The organism is Ruegeria lacuscaerulensis (genome assembly GCF_013031245.1).
GTDB classification, from domain to species: domain Bacteria; phylum Pseudomonadota; class Alphaproteobacteria; order Rhodobacterales; family Rhodobacteraceae; genus Ruegeria; species Ruegeria lacuscaerulensis_C.
Genome location: NZ_WPZL01000054.1, coordinates 1 through 13,816, shown reverse-complemented (window position 1 = coordinate 13,816; position 13,816 = coordinate 1). Strand labels below are relative to the sequence as shown.

The 13,816-nt window shown below is 55.5% G+C and carries 15 protein-coding genes; 12 read left to right on the top strand and 3 right to left on the bottom strand.

Annotated features, from left to right (window positions below; translation table 11 throughout):
• The 8 genes from GOX66_RS24255 to GOX66_RS24220 all read left to right on the top strand — a co-directional run.
• Window positions 1–578: RraA family protein (locus GOX66_RS24255; protein WP_170766299.1), on the top strand; the 578-nt coding region annotated here is incomplete at its 5' end.
• Between the two features lie 379 nt (window positions 579–957).
• Entirely contained in the window at window positions 958–1,956 is a 999-nt protein-coding gene (locus tag GOX66_RS24250; RefSeq protein ID WP_170766298.1) for an ester cyclase, read from the top strand.
• A 123-nt stretch (window positions 1,957–2,079) separates the two neighbouring features.
• Window positions 2,080–3,318 (top strand): ABC transporter substrate-binding protein, encoded by a 1,239-nt coding sequence (locus GOX66_RS24245; protein ID WP_170766296.1) that lies wholly within the window; start codon window positions 2,080–2,082, stop codon window positions 3,316–3,318.
• Between the two features lie 60 nt (window positions 3,319–3,378).
• The gene (locus GOX66_RS24240; RefSeq protein ID WP_170766294.1) at window positions 3,379–4,407 is read left to right on the top strand and encodes a carbohydrate ABC transporter permease; all 1,029 of its coding nucleotides are present in this window, start codon (window positions 3,379–3,381) and stop codon (window positions 4,405–4,407) included.
• Window positions 4,407–5,288 (top strand): carbohydrate ABC transporter permease, encoded by an 882-nt coding sequence (locus GOX66_RS24235; RefSeq protein WP_170766292.1) that lies wholly within the window; start codon window positions 4,407–4,409, stop codon window positions 5,286–5,288. Before GOX66_RS24240 ends, GOX66_RS24235 begins: the two co-directional genes overlap by 1 nt.
• Before the next feature lie 139 nt (window positions 5,289–5,427).
• Window positions 5,428–6,429 carry a nuclear transport factor 2 family protein gene (locus GOX66_RS24230; RefSeq protein ID WP_170766290.1) on the top strand — a complete coding sequence of 334 codons (1,002 nt, stop codon included), beginning with the start codon at window positions 5,428–5,430 and terminating at the stop codon, window positions 6,427–6,429.
• Window positions 6,426–7,577 carry a nuclear transport factor 2 family protein gene (locus GOX66_RS24225; protein WP_170766288.1) on the top strand — a complete coding sequence of 384 codons (1,152 nt, stop codon included), beginning with the start codon at window positions 6,426–6,428 and terminating at the stop codon, window positions 7,575–7,577. The genes GOX66_RS24230 and GOX66_RS24225 overlap by 4 nt, the downstream gene beginning before the upstream one ends.
• Entirely contained in the window at window positions 7,570–8,565 is a 996-nt protein-coding gene (locus tag GOX66_RS24220; RefSeq protein ID WP_170766286.1) for a nuclear transport factor 2 family protein, read from the top strand. Before GOX66_RS24225 ends, GOX66_RS24220 begins: the two co-directional genes overlap by 8 nt.
• Here GOX66_RS24220 and GOX66_RS24215 read toward each other — a convergent pair whose 3' ends face one another.
• Window positions 8,566–9,591, bottom strand: a complete 1,026-nt coding sequence (locus tag GOX66_RS24215) for a LacI family DNA-binding transcriptional regulator (RefSeq protein ID WP_170766284.1) — start codon at window positions 9,589–9,591, stop codon at window positions 8,566–8,568.
• 408 nt (window positions 9,592–9,999) lie between these two features.
• Window positions 10,000–10,497: a MarR family winged helix-turn-helix transcriptional regulator gene (locus GOX66_RS24210; RefSeq protein WP_170766282.1), complete on the bottom strand. Its 498-nt coding sequence runs from the start codon at window positions 10,495–10,497 to the stop codon at window positions 10,000–10,002.
• A gap of 103 nt (window positions 10,498–10,600) precedes the next feature.
• On the opposite strand from GOX66_RS24210, the gene GOX66_RS24205 reads away from it, so the two are divergent.
• The 3 genes from GOX66_RS24205 (at window position 10,601) to rpsU (ending at window position 11,996) form a co-directional block, all read left to right on the top strand.
• Window positions 10,601–10,969 carry an antibiotic biosynthesis monooxygenase family protein gene (locus GOX66_RS24205; RefSeq protein ID WP_170766280.1) on the top strand — a complete coding sequence of 123 codons (369 nt, stop codon included), beginning with the start codon at window positions 10,601–10,603 and terminating at the stop codon, window positions 10,967–10,969.
• 37 nt (window positions 10,970–11,006) lie between these two features.
• Window positions 11,007–11,450, top strand: a complete 444-nt coding sequence (locus GOX66_RS24200) for a hypothetical protein (RefSeq protein ID WP_170766278.1) — start codon at window positions 11,007–11,009, stop codon at window positions 11,448–11,450.
• A gap of 345 nt (window positions 11,451–11,795) precedes the next feature.
• Window positions 11,796–11,996 (top strand): 30S ribosomal protein S21, encoded by a 201-nt coding sequence (gene rpsU / locus GOX66_RS24195; RefSeq protein ID WP_114869331.1) that lies wholly within the window; start codon window positions 11,796–11,798, stop codon window positions 11,994–11,996.
• 206 nt (window positions 11,997–12,202) lie between these two features.
• Here the strand turns inward: rpsU and GOX66_RS24190 are convergent, their stop codons facing one another.
• The gene (locus GOX66_RS24190; protein ID WP_174822839.1) at window positions 12,203–12,910 is read right to left on the bottom strand and encodes a DUF2461 domain-containing protein; all 708 of its coding nucleotides are present in this window, start codon (window positions 12,908–12,910) and stop codon (window positions 12,203–12,205) included.
• A 410-nt stretch (window positions 12,911–13,320) separates the two neighbouring features.
• Between GOX66_RS24190 and GOX66_RS24185 the strand changes: the two genes are divergently transcribed.
• Window positions 13,321–13,816: SDR family NAD(P)-dependent oxidoreductase (locus GOX66_RS24185; RefSeq protein ID WP_237212760.1), on the top strand; the 496-nt coding region annotated here is incomplete at its 3' end.

Here is a 13,816-nt window from a genome sequence, read left to right as displayed (position 1 = left end):
GCTCTGATCCCGATGCGGGCGCGATGGTGGGATATGCCCGTACCGCGAAGATTGCCGCCGTGAACCCACCGACCGAGGCACCTGACGTGATCCGTGCACGCCGTATGGATTACTACCGGCACATGGCCGCAGGCACCGGTCCCGCCGTGACCGTGGTGGAAGATTTGGATTACCCCGACTGCATTGGCGCCTACTGGGGTGAGATCAATACGACCGTCCACAAGGGTTTTGGCATCAGCGGTGCGCTGACCAACGGCGTGATGCGGGACCTCGGCGACCTGCCGGATGGATTTCCGGTGGTTGCCGGGTCTGTCGGGCCAAGCCACGGGTTCGTGCACGTGAAAGAGGTTGGAACTCCGGTGACAATCTTCGGCCTGTCGATCAAGGACGGTGACCTTGTGCATGCCGATCGGCATGGCGCTCTGGTGATCCCGCCCGAGGTGGTGGACGAGCTTGAACAGGCGATCATCAAGCTGCTTGAAACCGAAAGACTGATCCTGGATCCTGCTCGCGCATCAGGGTTCGATTTCGACGCCTTCGAAAAAGCATGGGCGGCGTTCGAAGCCTCGCGGACTTAATCTTGGGATCGGCTCTGACGTTAAACCTTGCAAGAAGACAACTTATCCGTTCGACAGTTGTTGTCGCATTTGCGGCTGTGGTCATTCTGGTCACTATTGTTCTGCCCGTCGAATAGGGGGATTGACCCGAGCCAGGTCGGCCGGGCTCTGGAGTGAATGAGATCAATATATGTTTGCAAACCCGGACAAACTCCCAATTGTAGAATCAAGTGTAACTTCCGCAGCAACCGCTTGTCTCCGATGCGGAATCCGACTGACATTGGTCATTGCCATGAGCTGCCGAAGCCGTTTCTTCCTTCAAGGAGGTGAACCTACGATGGCGGGTAAGGCGTCTGATTTATAACACGAAAGGACTTCCATGGATTGTCAGGAACAAGCGTTGGCTGCAGCTAAGCAAACGGTATTGTCGCACCATCGTCTACTAGATAACGCTTCAAGCGTCGCGCTGGCCGAAGCACTTTCGATCGAAACAAGTTCGCAATGCAGGTTTCAATTCACGGCTCCGTTTAGAGAAGCCATCGGTGCTGAAGATGCAGTCACGAACTTCTGGAGCCAGCTTCGCAAGTCTTTTTCGCCGCTTCAACGCAGGCCGGATATCTTCTTTGCAGGCTACAACCATATAAACGACGAGCCGGGTGTCTGGGTCGCCTCGATGGGGCACCTACTGGGCTTGTTCGATCAGCCGTTCCTTGGAATGCGTCCGACCCGGCAATCGACGATGCTGAGATACGCAGAGTTCAATCATGTGGTGGACGGCAAAATTACTGAATCCACGATATTTCTGGACGTATTGAACTTCATGGCGCAGGTCCGCGCCGAAGCTCTCCCGTCGTCGACCGCCGCGACGATTGTTACACCCGGACCTCGTACACATGATGGTTTGCTCTACGCTGGCCAGGCCGCAAGTGAAGGTCAAAAGACCCTGAAACTGTTCCTCAGGATGATTGATCGGCTGCTGGCCGAAGATGTCCACACAACAAACACAGATTTATCGCTGGATTGGACCGATGACATGATTTGGTGGGGGCCGGGCGGCATCGGTGCGCCCTACACGCAAGGCCGCTACCTCGAACAGCATTGCGTGCCTTTCGAGGAGGGTTTGAAGTGGGGAGACTTTTTTGGTCACCGAACAGAGTTTGCCGAAGGCCACTACGGCGGTTTCTTTGGTTGGCCGACCTTCGATGTCACGTCGCTTGGTGGATATATCGGGCTTGCCCCGAAATCCGAGAAGAAGGCGACGATGCGCGTTGTCGACCTCTACCGGCGGGAGGGTGATAAAATTGCCGAAAACTGGAACTTCATTGATCATCTGCACTTTCTTGAACAATTAGGTGTCGATCTTATTGCGCGACAACGCCTGCTTACCGGATTGGATTGAGGTTTTGATATTTTAAGAGAATCAAGTATAGTCGACATCGCATACGTATGCGGTACCGAGCAACCAAACTGCTCGTATCTGCTTCTAAGCTGACTCAACGAGGTCAAATCCAGGGAGAAAAAAATGTTTATCATCACTCGTCTGGCAGTTGCTTCAACTGCGCTTGGAATGACGGTCGGAGCTGCATTGGCTGATTGTCCGGTTACCAGCGGAAGCGTCAGAATTCTGGCCAATGACTTTCCGGCGCTGCATGCGGTTGTCGATAACGCCGAAGCGTGCATCGGAGAGGGGGCGGAATTCTCGAAGAACCACTCGACCAAACACAATGAAATTCAGGTTGCCGCGCTTACGGCCAATCCAGCCGAGTATACGACTAAGATCGTAGCAAATTCGTCCATCGTTCCTTTGTTGAATGACGGACTGATACGCCCGCTGGATGACCTGGTCGCCAAGCACGGTCAGAATTTGCAACCTAACCAGTTGATCAGAATTGACGGCAAGATCATGGCGATTGCCTTCATGGCCAATGCACAGCATCTGATCGTGCGTCAGGACATCCTCGACCAGGTTGGTAAAGAGACGCCGACTTCTTATGAAGAAGTGCTTGATGCCGCCGAAGCCATCCGTGCGGCTGGCATCATGGAATACCCTTTCGCGATGCTGACAAAGTCGGATTGGAACCTCGGTGAAGAAGTTGTGAATATGTATCTCGGCCACGGCGGAGAGTTCTTCAAGCCTGGTACGGCAGAGGTTTCGATTAACAACGAACAGGGTGTTGCAACTCTGAACATGCTGAAATCGTTGATGGAGTATTCCAATCCCGATTTCCTGACCTACAACACCGGAGCCGTGACACCGCTTTGGGAATCCGGTGAATTGGCCATGGCCGTATTGTGGGGAAGCTCTGTGGGTGGCCTCATCGACGACGAAGGTTCTACCCCGGAAATCGTGGCGGCAACCAAACCGGCAGGAGCAATGACTGTGGCTGGCGGCGCGACGCCCGCGTCCTCGCTCTGGTGGGATGGTTTCACCATTGCTTCAAACATCAGTGACGAGGATGCCGAGGCAACCTTTATAGCGATGGTTAATGGCATCTCGGATGACATGGTCATGGCCAACAACGACAAGGCAGTCTGGCTGATGGACAGCTACAAGCCCGGACTGGCGGCCGAAGGCGTTGCTGCTGCGGCGTCAGCCGGTGCAGATCCCTATCCCATGCTGCCCTATATGGGGCTTCTGCATTCGGCATTCTTCCAAGAGGTGCCAGACTTCCTGCAGGGCAACGAAAGCGCTGAGCAAACTCTAGCTGACATCGAGGCGGCTTATACCGCTGCTGCGAAGGAACAAGGGTTCCTCAAGTAAACACTCAATTGGTGCGCGGCGCTCTTTCAGCGCCGCGCACAACTTTGTCGGGTTTTCGCTATGCCGCACGGAACTTTTGCACGATTTATCTGGCCGTCATTCCTGGCAATGATCCTGTTCATTGCCCTGCCGATCGTGTCAGTAGCGATGCAGTCGTTCTTTGTTGAACATGAACAGGTCATGCGCGAGGTCGAGAATTGCGGGCCCTTCACGTGTACCACGGTTCTACAGGTCGATGTGGAAGCAACCGACGCGTTGAAGGCCGATGCACCTCTCGGGCGCTATAACGGCTTGGGAACCTACACAAACCGTGGGCATCTGGCCTTTGACGAAGTGAGCGAGATCTGGGCAGCATCTGAATCTTTCGGGGGATTCATCGCGGGGGTTTACAACCTGCCGTTCTACAAGGCGCTTTTCTTCACGCTTGCCTATACCTTCGTCGTCACACCGTTGGTGATCGTCCTTGGTCTATTGATTGCCTTGGGCGTGAACCGCCTTCCAAAAGTCACCAAGGGGCCGACAATCTTTGCCTCGCTCTTGCCTATGATCGTGACGCCTCTGATCGGGGGCTTGATCCTTTTTTGGATGGTAGACGCAGACGGCATCATCGGGGCTACGCTGCAGATCATCTTTGACGATCCTGATCTGAGCCTGAAAGCTTCGGCACCGCTCACCTGGATCATGCTGATGGTCTACGGCGTCTGGCATTCAACGCCCTTTGCCTTCGTTGTGTTCTACGCGGGGTTACAAACGGTTCCCACGGACACTCTCGAAGCTGCGAAGATCGACGGGGCAAGCCGGTTTCAACAGGTCCGCTATGTCATCGTCCCCTACATGATGCCGCTTCTGGTCTTCATCACCTTGATGCAACTGATGGACAATTTCCGCGTCCTTGAACCCATCGTGTCCTTCTCGGCCGAAGCCAAGGCCAGATCGCTCAGTTGGATCATCTACAACGACCTTTCGGGGCAGGATAAACTCTTCGGCTCGGCCGCAGCGACATCGATGCTGACAATCTTCGGCGTTGCCATCCTGCTGACACCAGTGCTGATCAAGACCTGGCGCGACTTTAATCGGAGGGCCGTCTAATGGCATCGACGGCAAGTAAATCACCACGTCTGCTCACCTGGTTCACAACCTCCATGATCATCTTCTGGCTGATGATTGCGATCGGGCCGTTTGTCTGGACGGTCTGGGGATCTTTCAAGGTTCAGGGCGATTTCTTTTCCAAAGCCGATTGGCGGAACGCCATTTATGGGTTCTATACCCTGTCCGAAACCGGAGGCAGCTTCACCGGCAACGGATATTACGGCGCCTGGATTCAGGAAGAGTTCTGGCGGAACGTGCTGAACACCACGATTGTCGTTGTTTGTACCGTCATTATTTCTTTAACCCTTGGAACCTTGGGCGGATACGCGTTGGCGCGTTCCGGATATCGTTACGCTTTCTGGCTTCTGATTGCAGCACTCGTGTTTCGGGCCATGCCGCATATCACGCTGGTCTCAGGCTACCTTCTGCCATTTTTCGAATGGAACATTTGGGGAAGACTCTCGACCACAATTGTCGTTCTGGTGGCAATTAATCAGCCGTTCACGCTTTGGATGTTGCACTCGTTCTTTCTGAATATCCCCAAGGATATGGACGAAAGCGCTATGGTCGATGGCTGCACCCGGTTCCAGGCGTTCTGGCATGTGATAATTCCGGTCATGTGGCCGGGCGTCATTACCACCGGGCTATTTTCTTTCCTCCTAGCCTATAATGATTTTGCAATTACCTCGATGCTTCTGAGTTCGGAAAACCAGACGATGGTACCCAAGATCGCAAGTTTCCTGACCCAGATACGCGAACAGGGCAACGTGATGTTTGCCGTTTCGGCGGTGGTGAGTGCCATGGTGCCTCTGTTCTTCCTGGTTTTGTTCTTCCAACGCCAGATCGTTAGCGGGCTAACTGCGGGCGCGGTGAAAGGGTGACGCGATGGAACGTCTGACACTCGCCTCCGCTCCGCTGATTTTCACATGGTATCTGGGAGATCGTCTTCAAACCTAGGGTGTGTCGCGCCGTTAACGCAACGCCGCAACCCAACCGTCACCTCTAGATCAAGGAAGATCCATGTCAGTAGACCTGCAATCCGCCAAGTCGCTTGTTCAAGCGTACTCCACCGCCCGTGACAAAGGCGCCCACGGGGCCGAAACCGCTGCTGCTTGCGCAGAGTACCTGTCCCCTGCGCACACCTACCGCGGTATGCGCCCGTTTTACGAGGTCGAAGGGCCTGAAACACTGGCCGACACCGTCTGGACACCGCTGAAGAATGCCATGTCCGCCATCCAGCGGCGTCCCGATATCTTTTTCGCCAGTCACGCCGATCTTGACCCGGGTGCGGGAACCTGGGTTGTCGAAATGGGCAATTTCCTGTGCGATTTCACGGACGACTGGCTGGGCATATCCGCCACCGGAAAAACCACCTATCTGCCCTACGCGACGATGTCTCGGGTCCAGGACGGAGCCATTGTCGAAACGGTCGAGTTTCTGGATATTCTCGCCGTCTTGAGCCAGGCAGGCCGGAACCCGCTGGCGAAACACCAGACCGGGGGCATGATGATGTCGCCGGGACCAATGACCCACGACGGGCTTCTGTATGACCCCCAGCCCCGGGACCTGACCCAGAGCACCTATGATTTAACCCACGCCATGCTGACCGATCTGGCGCTGAGCTATACGTCGCCCGGCGATCATCTGGTCCGGTTCTGGAACGCGGACATGAACTGGTTCGGCCCGACCGGAATCGGGGCCAGCCTCTCCATTCCCGGCTACCAGCGCGGACACACCCTGCCTTTCGAGGCAAAGCAAGACGTGGTGAAGATCCACGATTGGGAACTTGCACTGGCCGAAGGCAACATTGCCGCCTTCATGTGGTGGCCTTGCCTGACCCTTCGCAACACCGGCGATTACCTCGGCGCGCCTGCCAATGACGTGGCTGCCGAAATGCGCGTCGTGGACCTCTACCGCCGCGACGGCGACAAGCTTGCCGAGAACTGGATATTTATCGACATCCTGCATTTCCTTGCCGAACAGGGCGTCGATCTTCTGGCCAATACTGGAGAGACCGTATGACCCAATTCATGCCTGATCGCTCGAAATCGCATCATCCGGCCGCCGCCCTGTCGCGGGGTCACATGCCCACGTTGTTCGACATATCTCTAAAGAACTACACCAAGGGCGGGGCGCACCGCATCCCGCCCTATCTCGGGCCGTCGCAATCGCTTGCCGGGTTCGATCCCGAGTACCGCAACATCGTCGACTATATCGTCCGCATCACCTATCGCATCTGGGAAACCGAGGCCCGTGAAGTCGAATATATCGAAGCCTGTTATTCCGACGATAGCCTTGTCTATGACGACTACGGCCTGCAACGCGGCAACGCCAAGATCGTCGGCGACACGCACCACACGACCGGCGCATTCCCCGACATTATCCTTAACGCGGAAGAGGTGATCTGGGCTGGCGACGATAGCGTCGGGTTTCACACCTCGCACCTGACGCGCATCAAGGGCAAGAACACCGGGCCGAGCAAATATGGCGACCCGACCGAAGCTGAGGTCGACGTCATGGTCATTGCCAACTGTGTGGCACTTGGCAACGACATTTTCCTGGAGCACGTGCTTTACAACACATCGGCCATGCTCAAGCAGTTGGGCCTTGATCTTTGGGAAGAGGCGGACAGGCTTGCCGCAGACCCATTCCCCGGCTGGCCGAGGAGCGCCGAAACATGGGCCGACCTGCGCGCAGGCGTGCGCCCCGAGCGTCCCTTGAGCCTTGGCGAACCGGTTGAGGGCTTTGATCCAGATGCGTTCTCGCGGGCGATCCACAACAACATCTGGAACGGAGACGGCTCGGTCTTGGACGAAAGCTATGCCGCCGATCTGCCCTTCGAGGGCACCACGGATCGAAAGTTCTCGGGGCGAGATGCCTATCGTGACCATGTCGGCGAACTGCGCGCCGCCTTCCCCGACATGAAGCACCAGGTCGACGAAGTCTACTGGATGGGCAACGATGCCGACGGCTTTCTGATCTCCACCCGCTGGAGCGCGGATGCCACACACTCTGGTGGCATGCTTTACCGAGACCCCACAGGGCAGACCTGTCAGATCTGGGGGATCACTCAGCAGCGGGTCAAAGACGGGATCGTCGAGCAGGAATGGCAGCTTTTCAATGAGTTGGACCTGATGATCCAAATCGCAAAGGCGCGCCGGGATGGCTGACTATCAGGACGCCAAGGCGCTTGTCCGTACCGCGAACACCGCCATCGACGCAGCAGACGGCGACGCGGTCGCCTCGGCGATGGAGCCTTACTACGCGTCCGACGTTCTGTGGCGCGGGATGCATCCGTTTCACGAACAGGCCGGCATTGCGGCGGTCACTGACACCTATTGGCGGCCGCTCAAGGACGCCATGGGCCCTTTGCAGCGCCGCCCGGACATCTTCTTCGCCGGGTCGAACGAAATAGACGGCTTCTCGTCCACTTGGGTGGTCGAGATGGGGCACCTCATGGGCACCTGGGACCGCCCCTGGATCAGCCTTGCCCCGTCGCGCAAGCTGGCGTTTCTGCGGTACTGCGAATTTCACCGCGTCGATGATGGCCTGATCACCGAAACCGCCTGCTATGTCGATATCCTGAACCTCTTGGCGCAATCGGGACGTCATCCAAGCGCGGGCACAACCGGATCGGTCCTGTTGACGCCTGGACCTGCGACCCATGATGGCCTTTTATACGATGCGCATTCGGAAACCGAAGGCCGGGCGAGTGTCGGTCTGATCTCCGACATGGTCACCGACTTGCGCGCGAACAAAGTTGGCTCGCCCGAAGACCACATGACCCGTTTCTGGACGCCCAATATGTGCTGGTTCGGCCCCGGTGGCATCGGCGCCAGCGCATGCTTCGATGGCTATCGGCGCGGCCACTCAGGACCGTTCGAGGACCACCTGGAATACGCCCGCCACACAGAACATGTCGCGCGCCTGGGCGAGGGCAACTACGGCGGGTTCTTCGGCTATCCCAGCCTATCCCTACGGTCGAAGGGTGGGTTTCTTGGTCTACCGCCTGGCGAAGTCGAAGCCGACATGCGGATCGTGGATCTCTACCGCCGCGATGGCGAAAAACTGGCTGAGAACTGGATCTTCATCGACATCCCACATTTCATGGCCATGCAAAGAGTGGACATTTTGGCAGAGCTTGGGCGCGAAAGCTGATCAGGTTCTGTTTGCCACGGTGCCGCGCTCGACTAGTTCTGGCACGATGCTCACGTTACCGGCTGTGTCGTTTCCGGCTATCGCAGCTAGCATCAGCGAGACGGACTGGTCGATCATCCGGTTGATCGGCTGACGCAATGTCGTCAGATCATACTCAGGCAATGCCGCCATTGGAATGTCGTCAAAGCCGACAATCGACACGTCTTGCGGCACCGTGAGTTTCAACTCGCTGCGAATTACGCCGAGTGCTTCGATCGCCATGTAGTCGTTGGCGACAAATATCGCATCTGGCCGCTTTGACGCTGGTCTGTCCAAAAGTTTGAGAGTAGCAGAGCGCGTCGCAGCCAGATCAAAATGCCCGGCAGCATGATCAAACAGGCTGTGTCCCTGATCGGACAGTTCTCGCTCAAATCCCAATTTGCGGTCGCGCCCGGTCGAAGATTCCGCCCAACCGGACAGCAACGCAATCTTCTGGTGTCCTGTTTCAATGAGATAGCGCGCTGCTAAGCGTCCGCCCAGGACATTGTCTGACGACACGCAAGACACACCTTCCTCGGCCTTTATCCGGTTGAACATAACGACAGAGATACCTTGATCCTGGCAAAGCTTGCAAAGCGACGAAGACAGTTCGACCGATGCGGTGATAATCCCGTCAACCTTGTATTCCAGCAATTCGGATACCGTCCGTTCGACCCCGACTGCGGTTTCCGGCATCATGAAAACCATCGCGTGGTAGCCGTTTTTCTGCAATTCGATACAGAGCTTTTCCAATGCCAGCGCATAGAATTGATTATCCAGATAGCTGAACAACAAAGCGATAATCTTTGAGTTTCCCGTAATCATCGATCGGGCAAGCGCATTGGGCCGGTAGCCCAACTCCTTGGCCGCTGCGAAAATTCTCTCCTTCGCTTCCGCCGATACGCCGGACTGAGTGGGTACGCGAGAGAAGGCGCGGCTCACGGCGGATTGCGACACGCCCGCCCGTTTGGCGACGTCGACCGAAGTTACTGAATTCTTCCTGGCCATGTTCGAGAAGCCTGCGATCTTTGTTCTTTTACCCCGCAATCATAGGAGAATCCGAGAATCTATTCCGCGAAGGCCGGAATTGTCTTCGCGAGCATCATACATTTTCCGAAAGACCCAGGTCAAATGACAGACTGGCACCACTAATTGAAACCTTCAACCTGTATCTTCGCCCGCTAAATTCAAACATTCGGAAGAAAGCAGGTCATTGCGACATATCGGAACTATTGCGGAAAGAACTTTTTTGCCTTCGCAGCGAATTACCGCTTTTCTGAACGCAGACGCAGCATCCAAAAACCCTAACGGACGGCGGCTTTGCCGTACCACGTGTCAGTTATTAGCGGGGCAGGGGACTTTGCTGCAACGGCACCGAGGTTAGAATCGAGCCCAGATTGACCGATGCTGCGCTCTCTATGAGCGTCCGCTTTGGGACGGGCTCTGATCTTGTCGCGTTGAGGCTTCTTCGAGACGTGTTTTGAGCCGGTCAACAACTTCTTGCGCTGTCGCAATATCATCTGGCGACAGGCCTTCCGAGAGTTCATTCACCCATGGGATTTGCCTCGCAATCGCGGCTTCGTACAACTCCTGCCCCTTTCGGGTCAGTACGACTAAGTGCGCCCGCTTGTGGTGTGGGTTCGGCTGAAACTCCACCATGCCTTCTTTGCTCAATTCATTGATGATCCGTTGTACGCCTTGCCGGTGAACACCCATCATCCGTGCATGCCAGGCAACGGATTCCGGTCGATCAGAATAAGCAATGGCGCCAAGGATCTGCCATCGGGCACTTGTCAGACCGAGTTCTGATACGAGGCGATCACCGGCAAGCTGCAATCGACCGTTCAGCCGAAACACATCCAGTATGAGCGCTGTTACGGCTTCTCCTTCTTCGGTCCTTCGTTCATCCGACATGTCGATTCCTCATTTTATTTGACAACATATTGTCATTTAGCTTGGCGCCCCCTAAATATGACAACATGACACCAAATCAAAATGACTTGCAAGGAGTACCAAAATGGTCAGTTTCAAACCGCTCGACCCCGAGTTTCCCATTGAACGGCAATTGGACATCGACGTTGGACCCGTGGTTCTCGTCAATCTCTTCACAGTCGATCCCGATGACCAAGACGCCTTGGTTGAAGCCTGGAAGAGCGACGCCCAATGGATGAAAAAGCAGCCGGGTTACATCAGCACCCAACTGCATAAGGCAATTGGTGACGGCAGCATGTACCTAAACTACGCGGTCTGGGAGTCTGTTGCGAACTTCCGCGCCGCGTTTTCAAACCCCGAGTTTCAGCAGCAGCTCAACCACTATCCCTCAAGCGCTGTGACCGCCCCCCATCTTTTTGAGAAGGTTGCAGTACCGAATTGCTGCACGGCCTGACGAAGCCCTTTCCAAAAGCCAATTTGAGGGAACCGCTATGAAAACAAAGATTCACGCCATCGCGGGTGGCATCGGCTTTGTGATGATCCTCCTCTTCTGGACATCAACGGCCACCAGCGAACTCTTTGCGAGCCATGAAACAGTCGCAACCGTCAAGGCATTGATCCTGAAAGGCATGTTCATTCTCATCCCGGCAATGGCTTTTGCTGGCGGATCGGGCATGGCAATGGGCCGAAAACGCAAAGATGCGCTGACGAGAGCAAAGAAGACCCGTATGCCGATCATTGCGCTGAACGGCTTGTTGATCCTCGTGCCGGCAGCCTGGTTTTTGGCTGGCAAAGCCGCCGCTGGCAAATTCGACAGCACCTTTTACACGGTTCAGATGATTGAGTTGATCGCTGGCGCAGCCAACATCACGATGATGGGACTGAACATTCGTGATGGCTTGCGAATGACCGGCAAAATTCGGCGCCCACGCTGAAAGCTCGGTTCTAACCTAAGCTGGCCAAATTGCCGACATTCGAGCAAACGCCGCGAGTTGGCACTATGTCCGCGGATCGGACACCTAGAGCGCTCTGTTCCTGCAAGCGCAGCGAATGTCTGGTTTGTCGAAGCTGCACTGCGGCGCCCATTGACCCCACGAATGACTGGTTAGGGCCGTGTGCGAATTCAATGTCATCTAGCCTAAATGGCCGATGCTGTGAGCATGACGATTACTTCCGGCCCCACCTGCAACCGGTATGCTGTACAATCTAGGACAAGATTGCTATTTGGTCTATTCCTGCAATCATTGCAAACTTCAGACCAGAAAGGTGGTGTAAACCACATGCAGGTTAGTGTACGCGACAACAATGTTGATCAGGCCCTTCGGGTTCTTAAGAAAAAGCTCCAGAGGGAAGGCGTTTTCCGTGAAATGAAGCTCAAGCAACATTTCGAGAAGCCGTCCGAGAAAAACGCGCGCCAGAAAGCTGAAGCGATCCGCCGCGCCAGAAAGCTGGCACGTAAGAAATTGGAACGCGAAGGATGATGTAATCATTCCTTGATGCCGAAAAACAGCCCCCGTTGTCTGATGGCAGCGGGGGTTTTACGTATCAACGGGCTATTTGGACTGAGAGCACTTCAAATTAGTTTCATGCGGCACGCGTTTTGCATTGCCGAGAACGCAGACTGAGTTCACAGATGAAGAGCCATCCCACGAAAACACCCCACTCGCACAATCCCCTCTGCGCAGAGTCAGTCGAAGTAGTGCACCAGCGGGCGGGCGGCGCGGAAGATCTCAATCAGCAGATCGATTACCTCGTCGTCAAGCAGTAGAGCGTCTGGCAAATCTTTGCGGCATCCCAGGCCAGCCATTTTCAGATAGGGCGCGGCGGGGTCGTTACTTGCAAAGCCTTCCGGCACAGTACCCAACGCCTTTCGCGTGACAATTCCGTCCGGGAAAATTTTCATAAACTCAGGGTCGTCCAAGATGGCTGTCAGGCCGCTCGGATCATCGATCAAACGCCTCTGCATTCGGACGAGCGCGTTCTTGGAGGGTTTGAAAAGTGCACCTCCTGCGTAGCAATTTTCTGGCTCGATGTGGAGATAGTATCCGAAGCTTTCTTCGGGATTGCCAGCATTGGCAAAAACATCCACGCCCGAGCGGTATAGAGCACGCCCGATGCGGTCTCGGGGTTCCTGAAAGAATTTGGTGTAGCTTCGCTTCGGTTTGATCCCCGCCTCAGCCACGAAAGGATCAAAGCGATCAGCATAGTCGTGCAGTGTCATTGCGATACCGGCGAAATTGCGCAAGGCGTCGTCGCGTTCTTCGCGGTGCTCGTCCATCCAGGCTTTGCGGTTGTTCATTCCGAGATCCGCAAGGAACGCAAATGTTTCTGGCTCTACCACGGGCGCAACTCCTGTTTCGCAGTTGCCAAGAGGCTTGACTGCGTTCCATTGCATCCTTGTAAGGCTAATTCAGAGCAACCGCCATGGATTGTAACTCAGTGCCTGACAGATACCACCGGTGATGGAATGGACAGCCACCGCTTACGTGTTGCCAGTAACGTTCGGTCCCGAACGACGACGATGCTTCGCCAACGATGAATGTCCGGTTTGGGGAAGTGAGCCACAGCTAGGGACAGGGTCATCAATGTTGGCTCTGGGCCTTTCTCGTAGGCTCAATTGTTAGATGTTACGCTTGCACCAGTGCTGGTACTGATCCCAATAAAGAGGTTTCCCTACCGCGAACGAACGACGGCTCCCTTTTGGGGTCAACCAATTGATCCGTTTCTTGCGCATTCGGTTCAGGTATCTCAACACGCGCAGGAAACGGGTCGCGCTACACCCGCACCGTTTTCTAGTTGATTGGCATGCAATTTCAGAAAGGCATGACCATGGAACTGAAAAACAAGACCGTCATCATTACCGGCGCGAGCAGCGGGATCGGCGCTGCAGCCGCTCTTCTGTTTGCCTCGGAAGGGGCAAATGTTGTGTTAGGTGCCCGCCGGGAAGCTCAGCTGAACACAATCGTCGGGCAGATTACACAGAGCGGCGGGCGCGCCGTTTGCCTTGCGGGCGACGTGACAGACGAAACGTACTCCGGGGATCTTGTTGATCTGGCGAAACGGCAATTTGGTGGCCTTGACGGCGCATTCAACAATGCGGGCATTATGGGCGATACGGGGCCAGTTCCCGAAATGGAGTCAGGCAATTGGCAGTCGGTTCTTGCCACAAACCTCACGAGTGCATTCTTCGCAGCAAAAGCGCAGATACCGGCGATGGAGGAACGCGGTGGCGGGTCTATTGTATTCACCGGAACTTTTGTTGGTGTCAGCAATGGGGGTATGCCCGGTATGGGAGCCTATG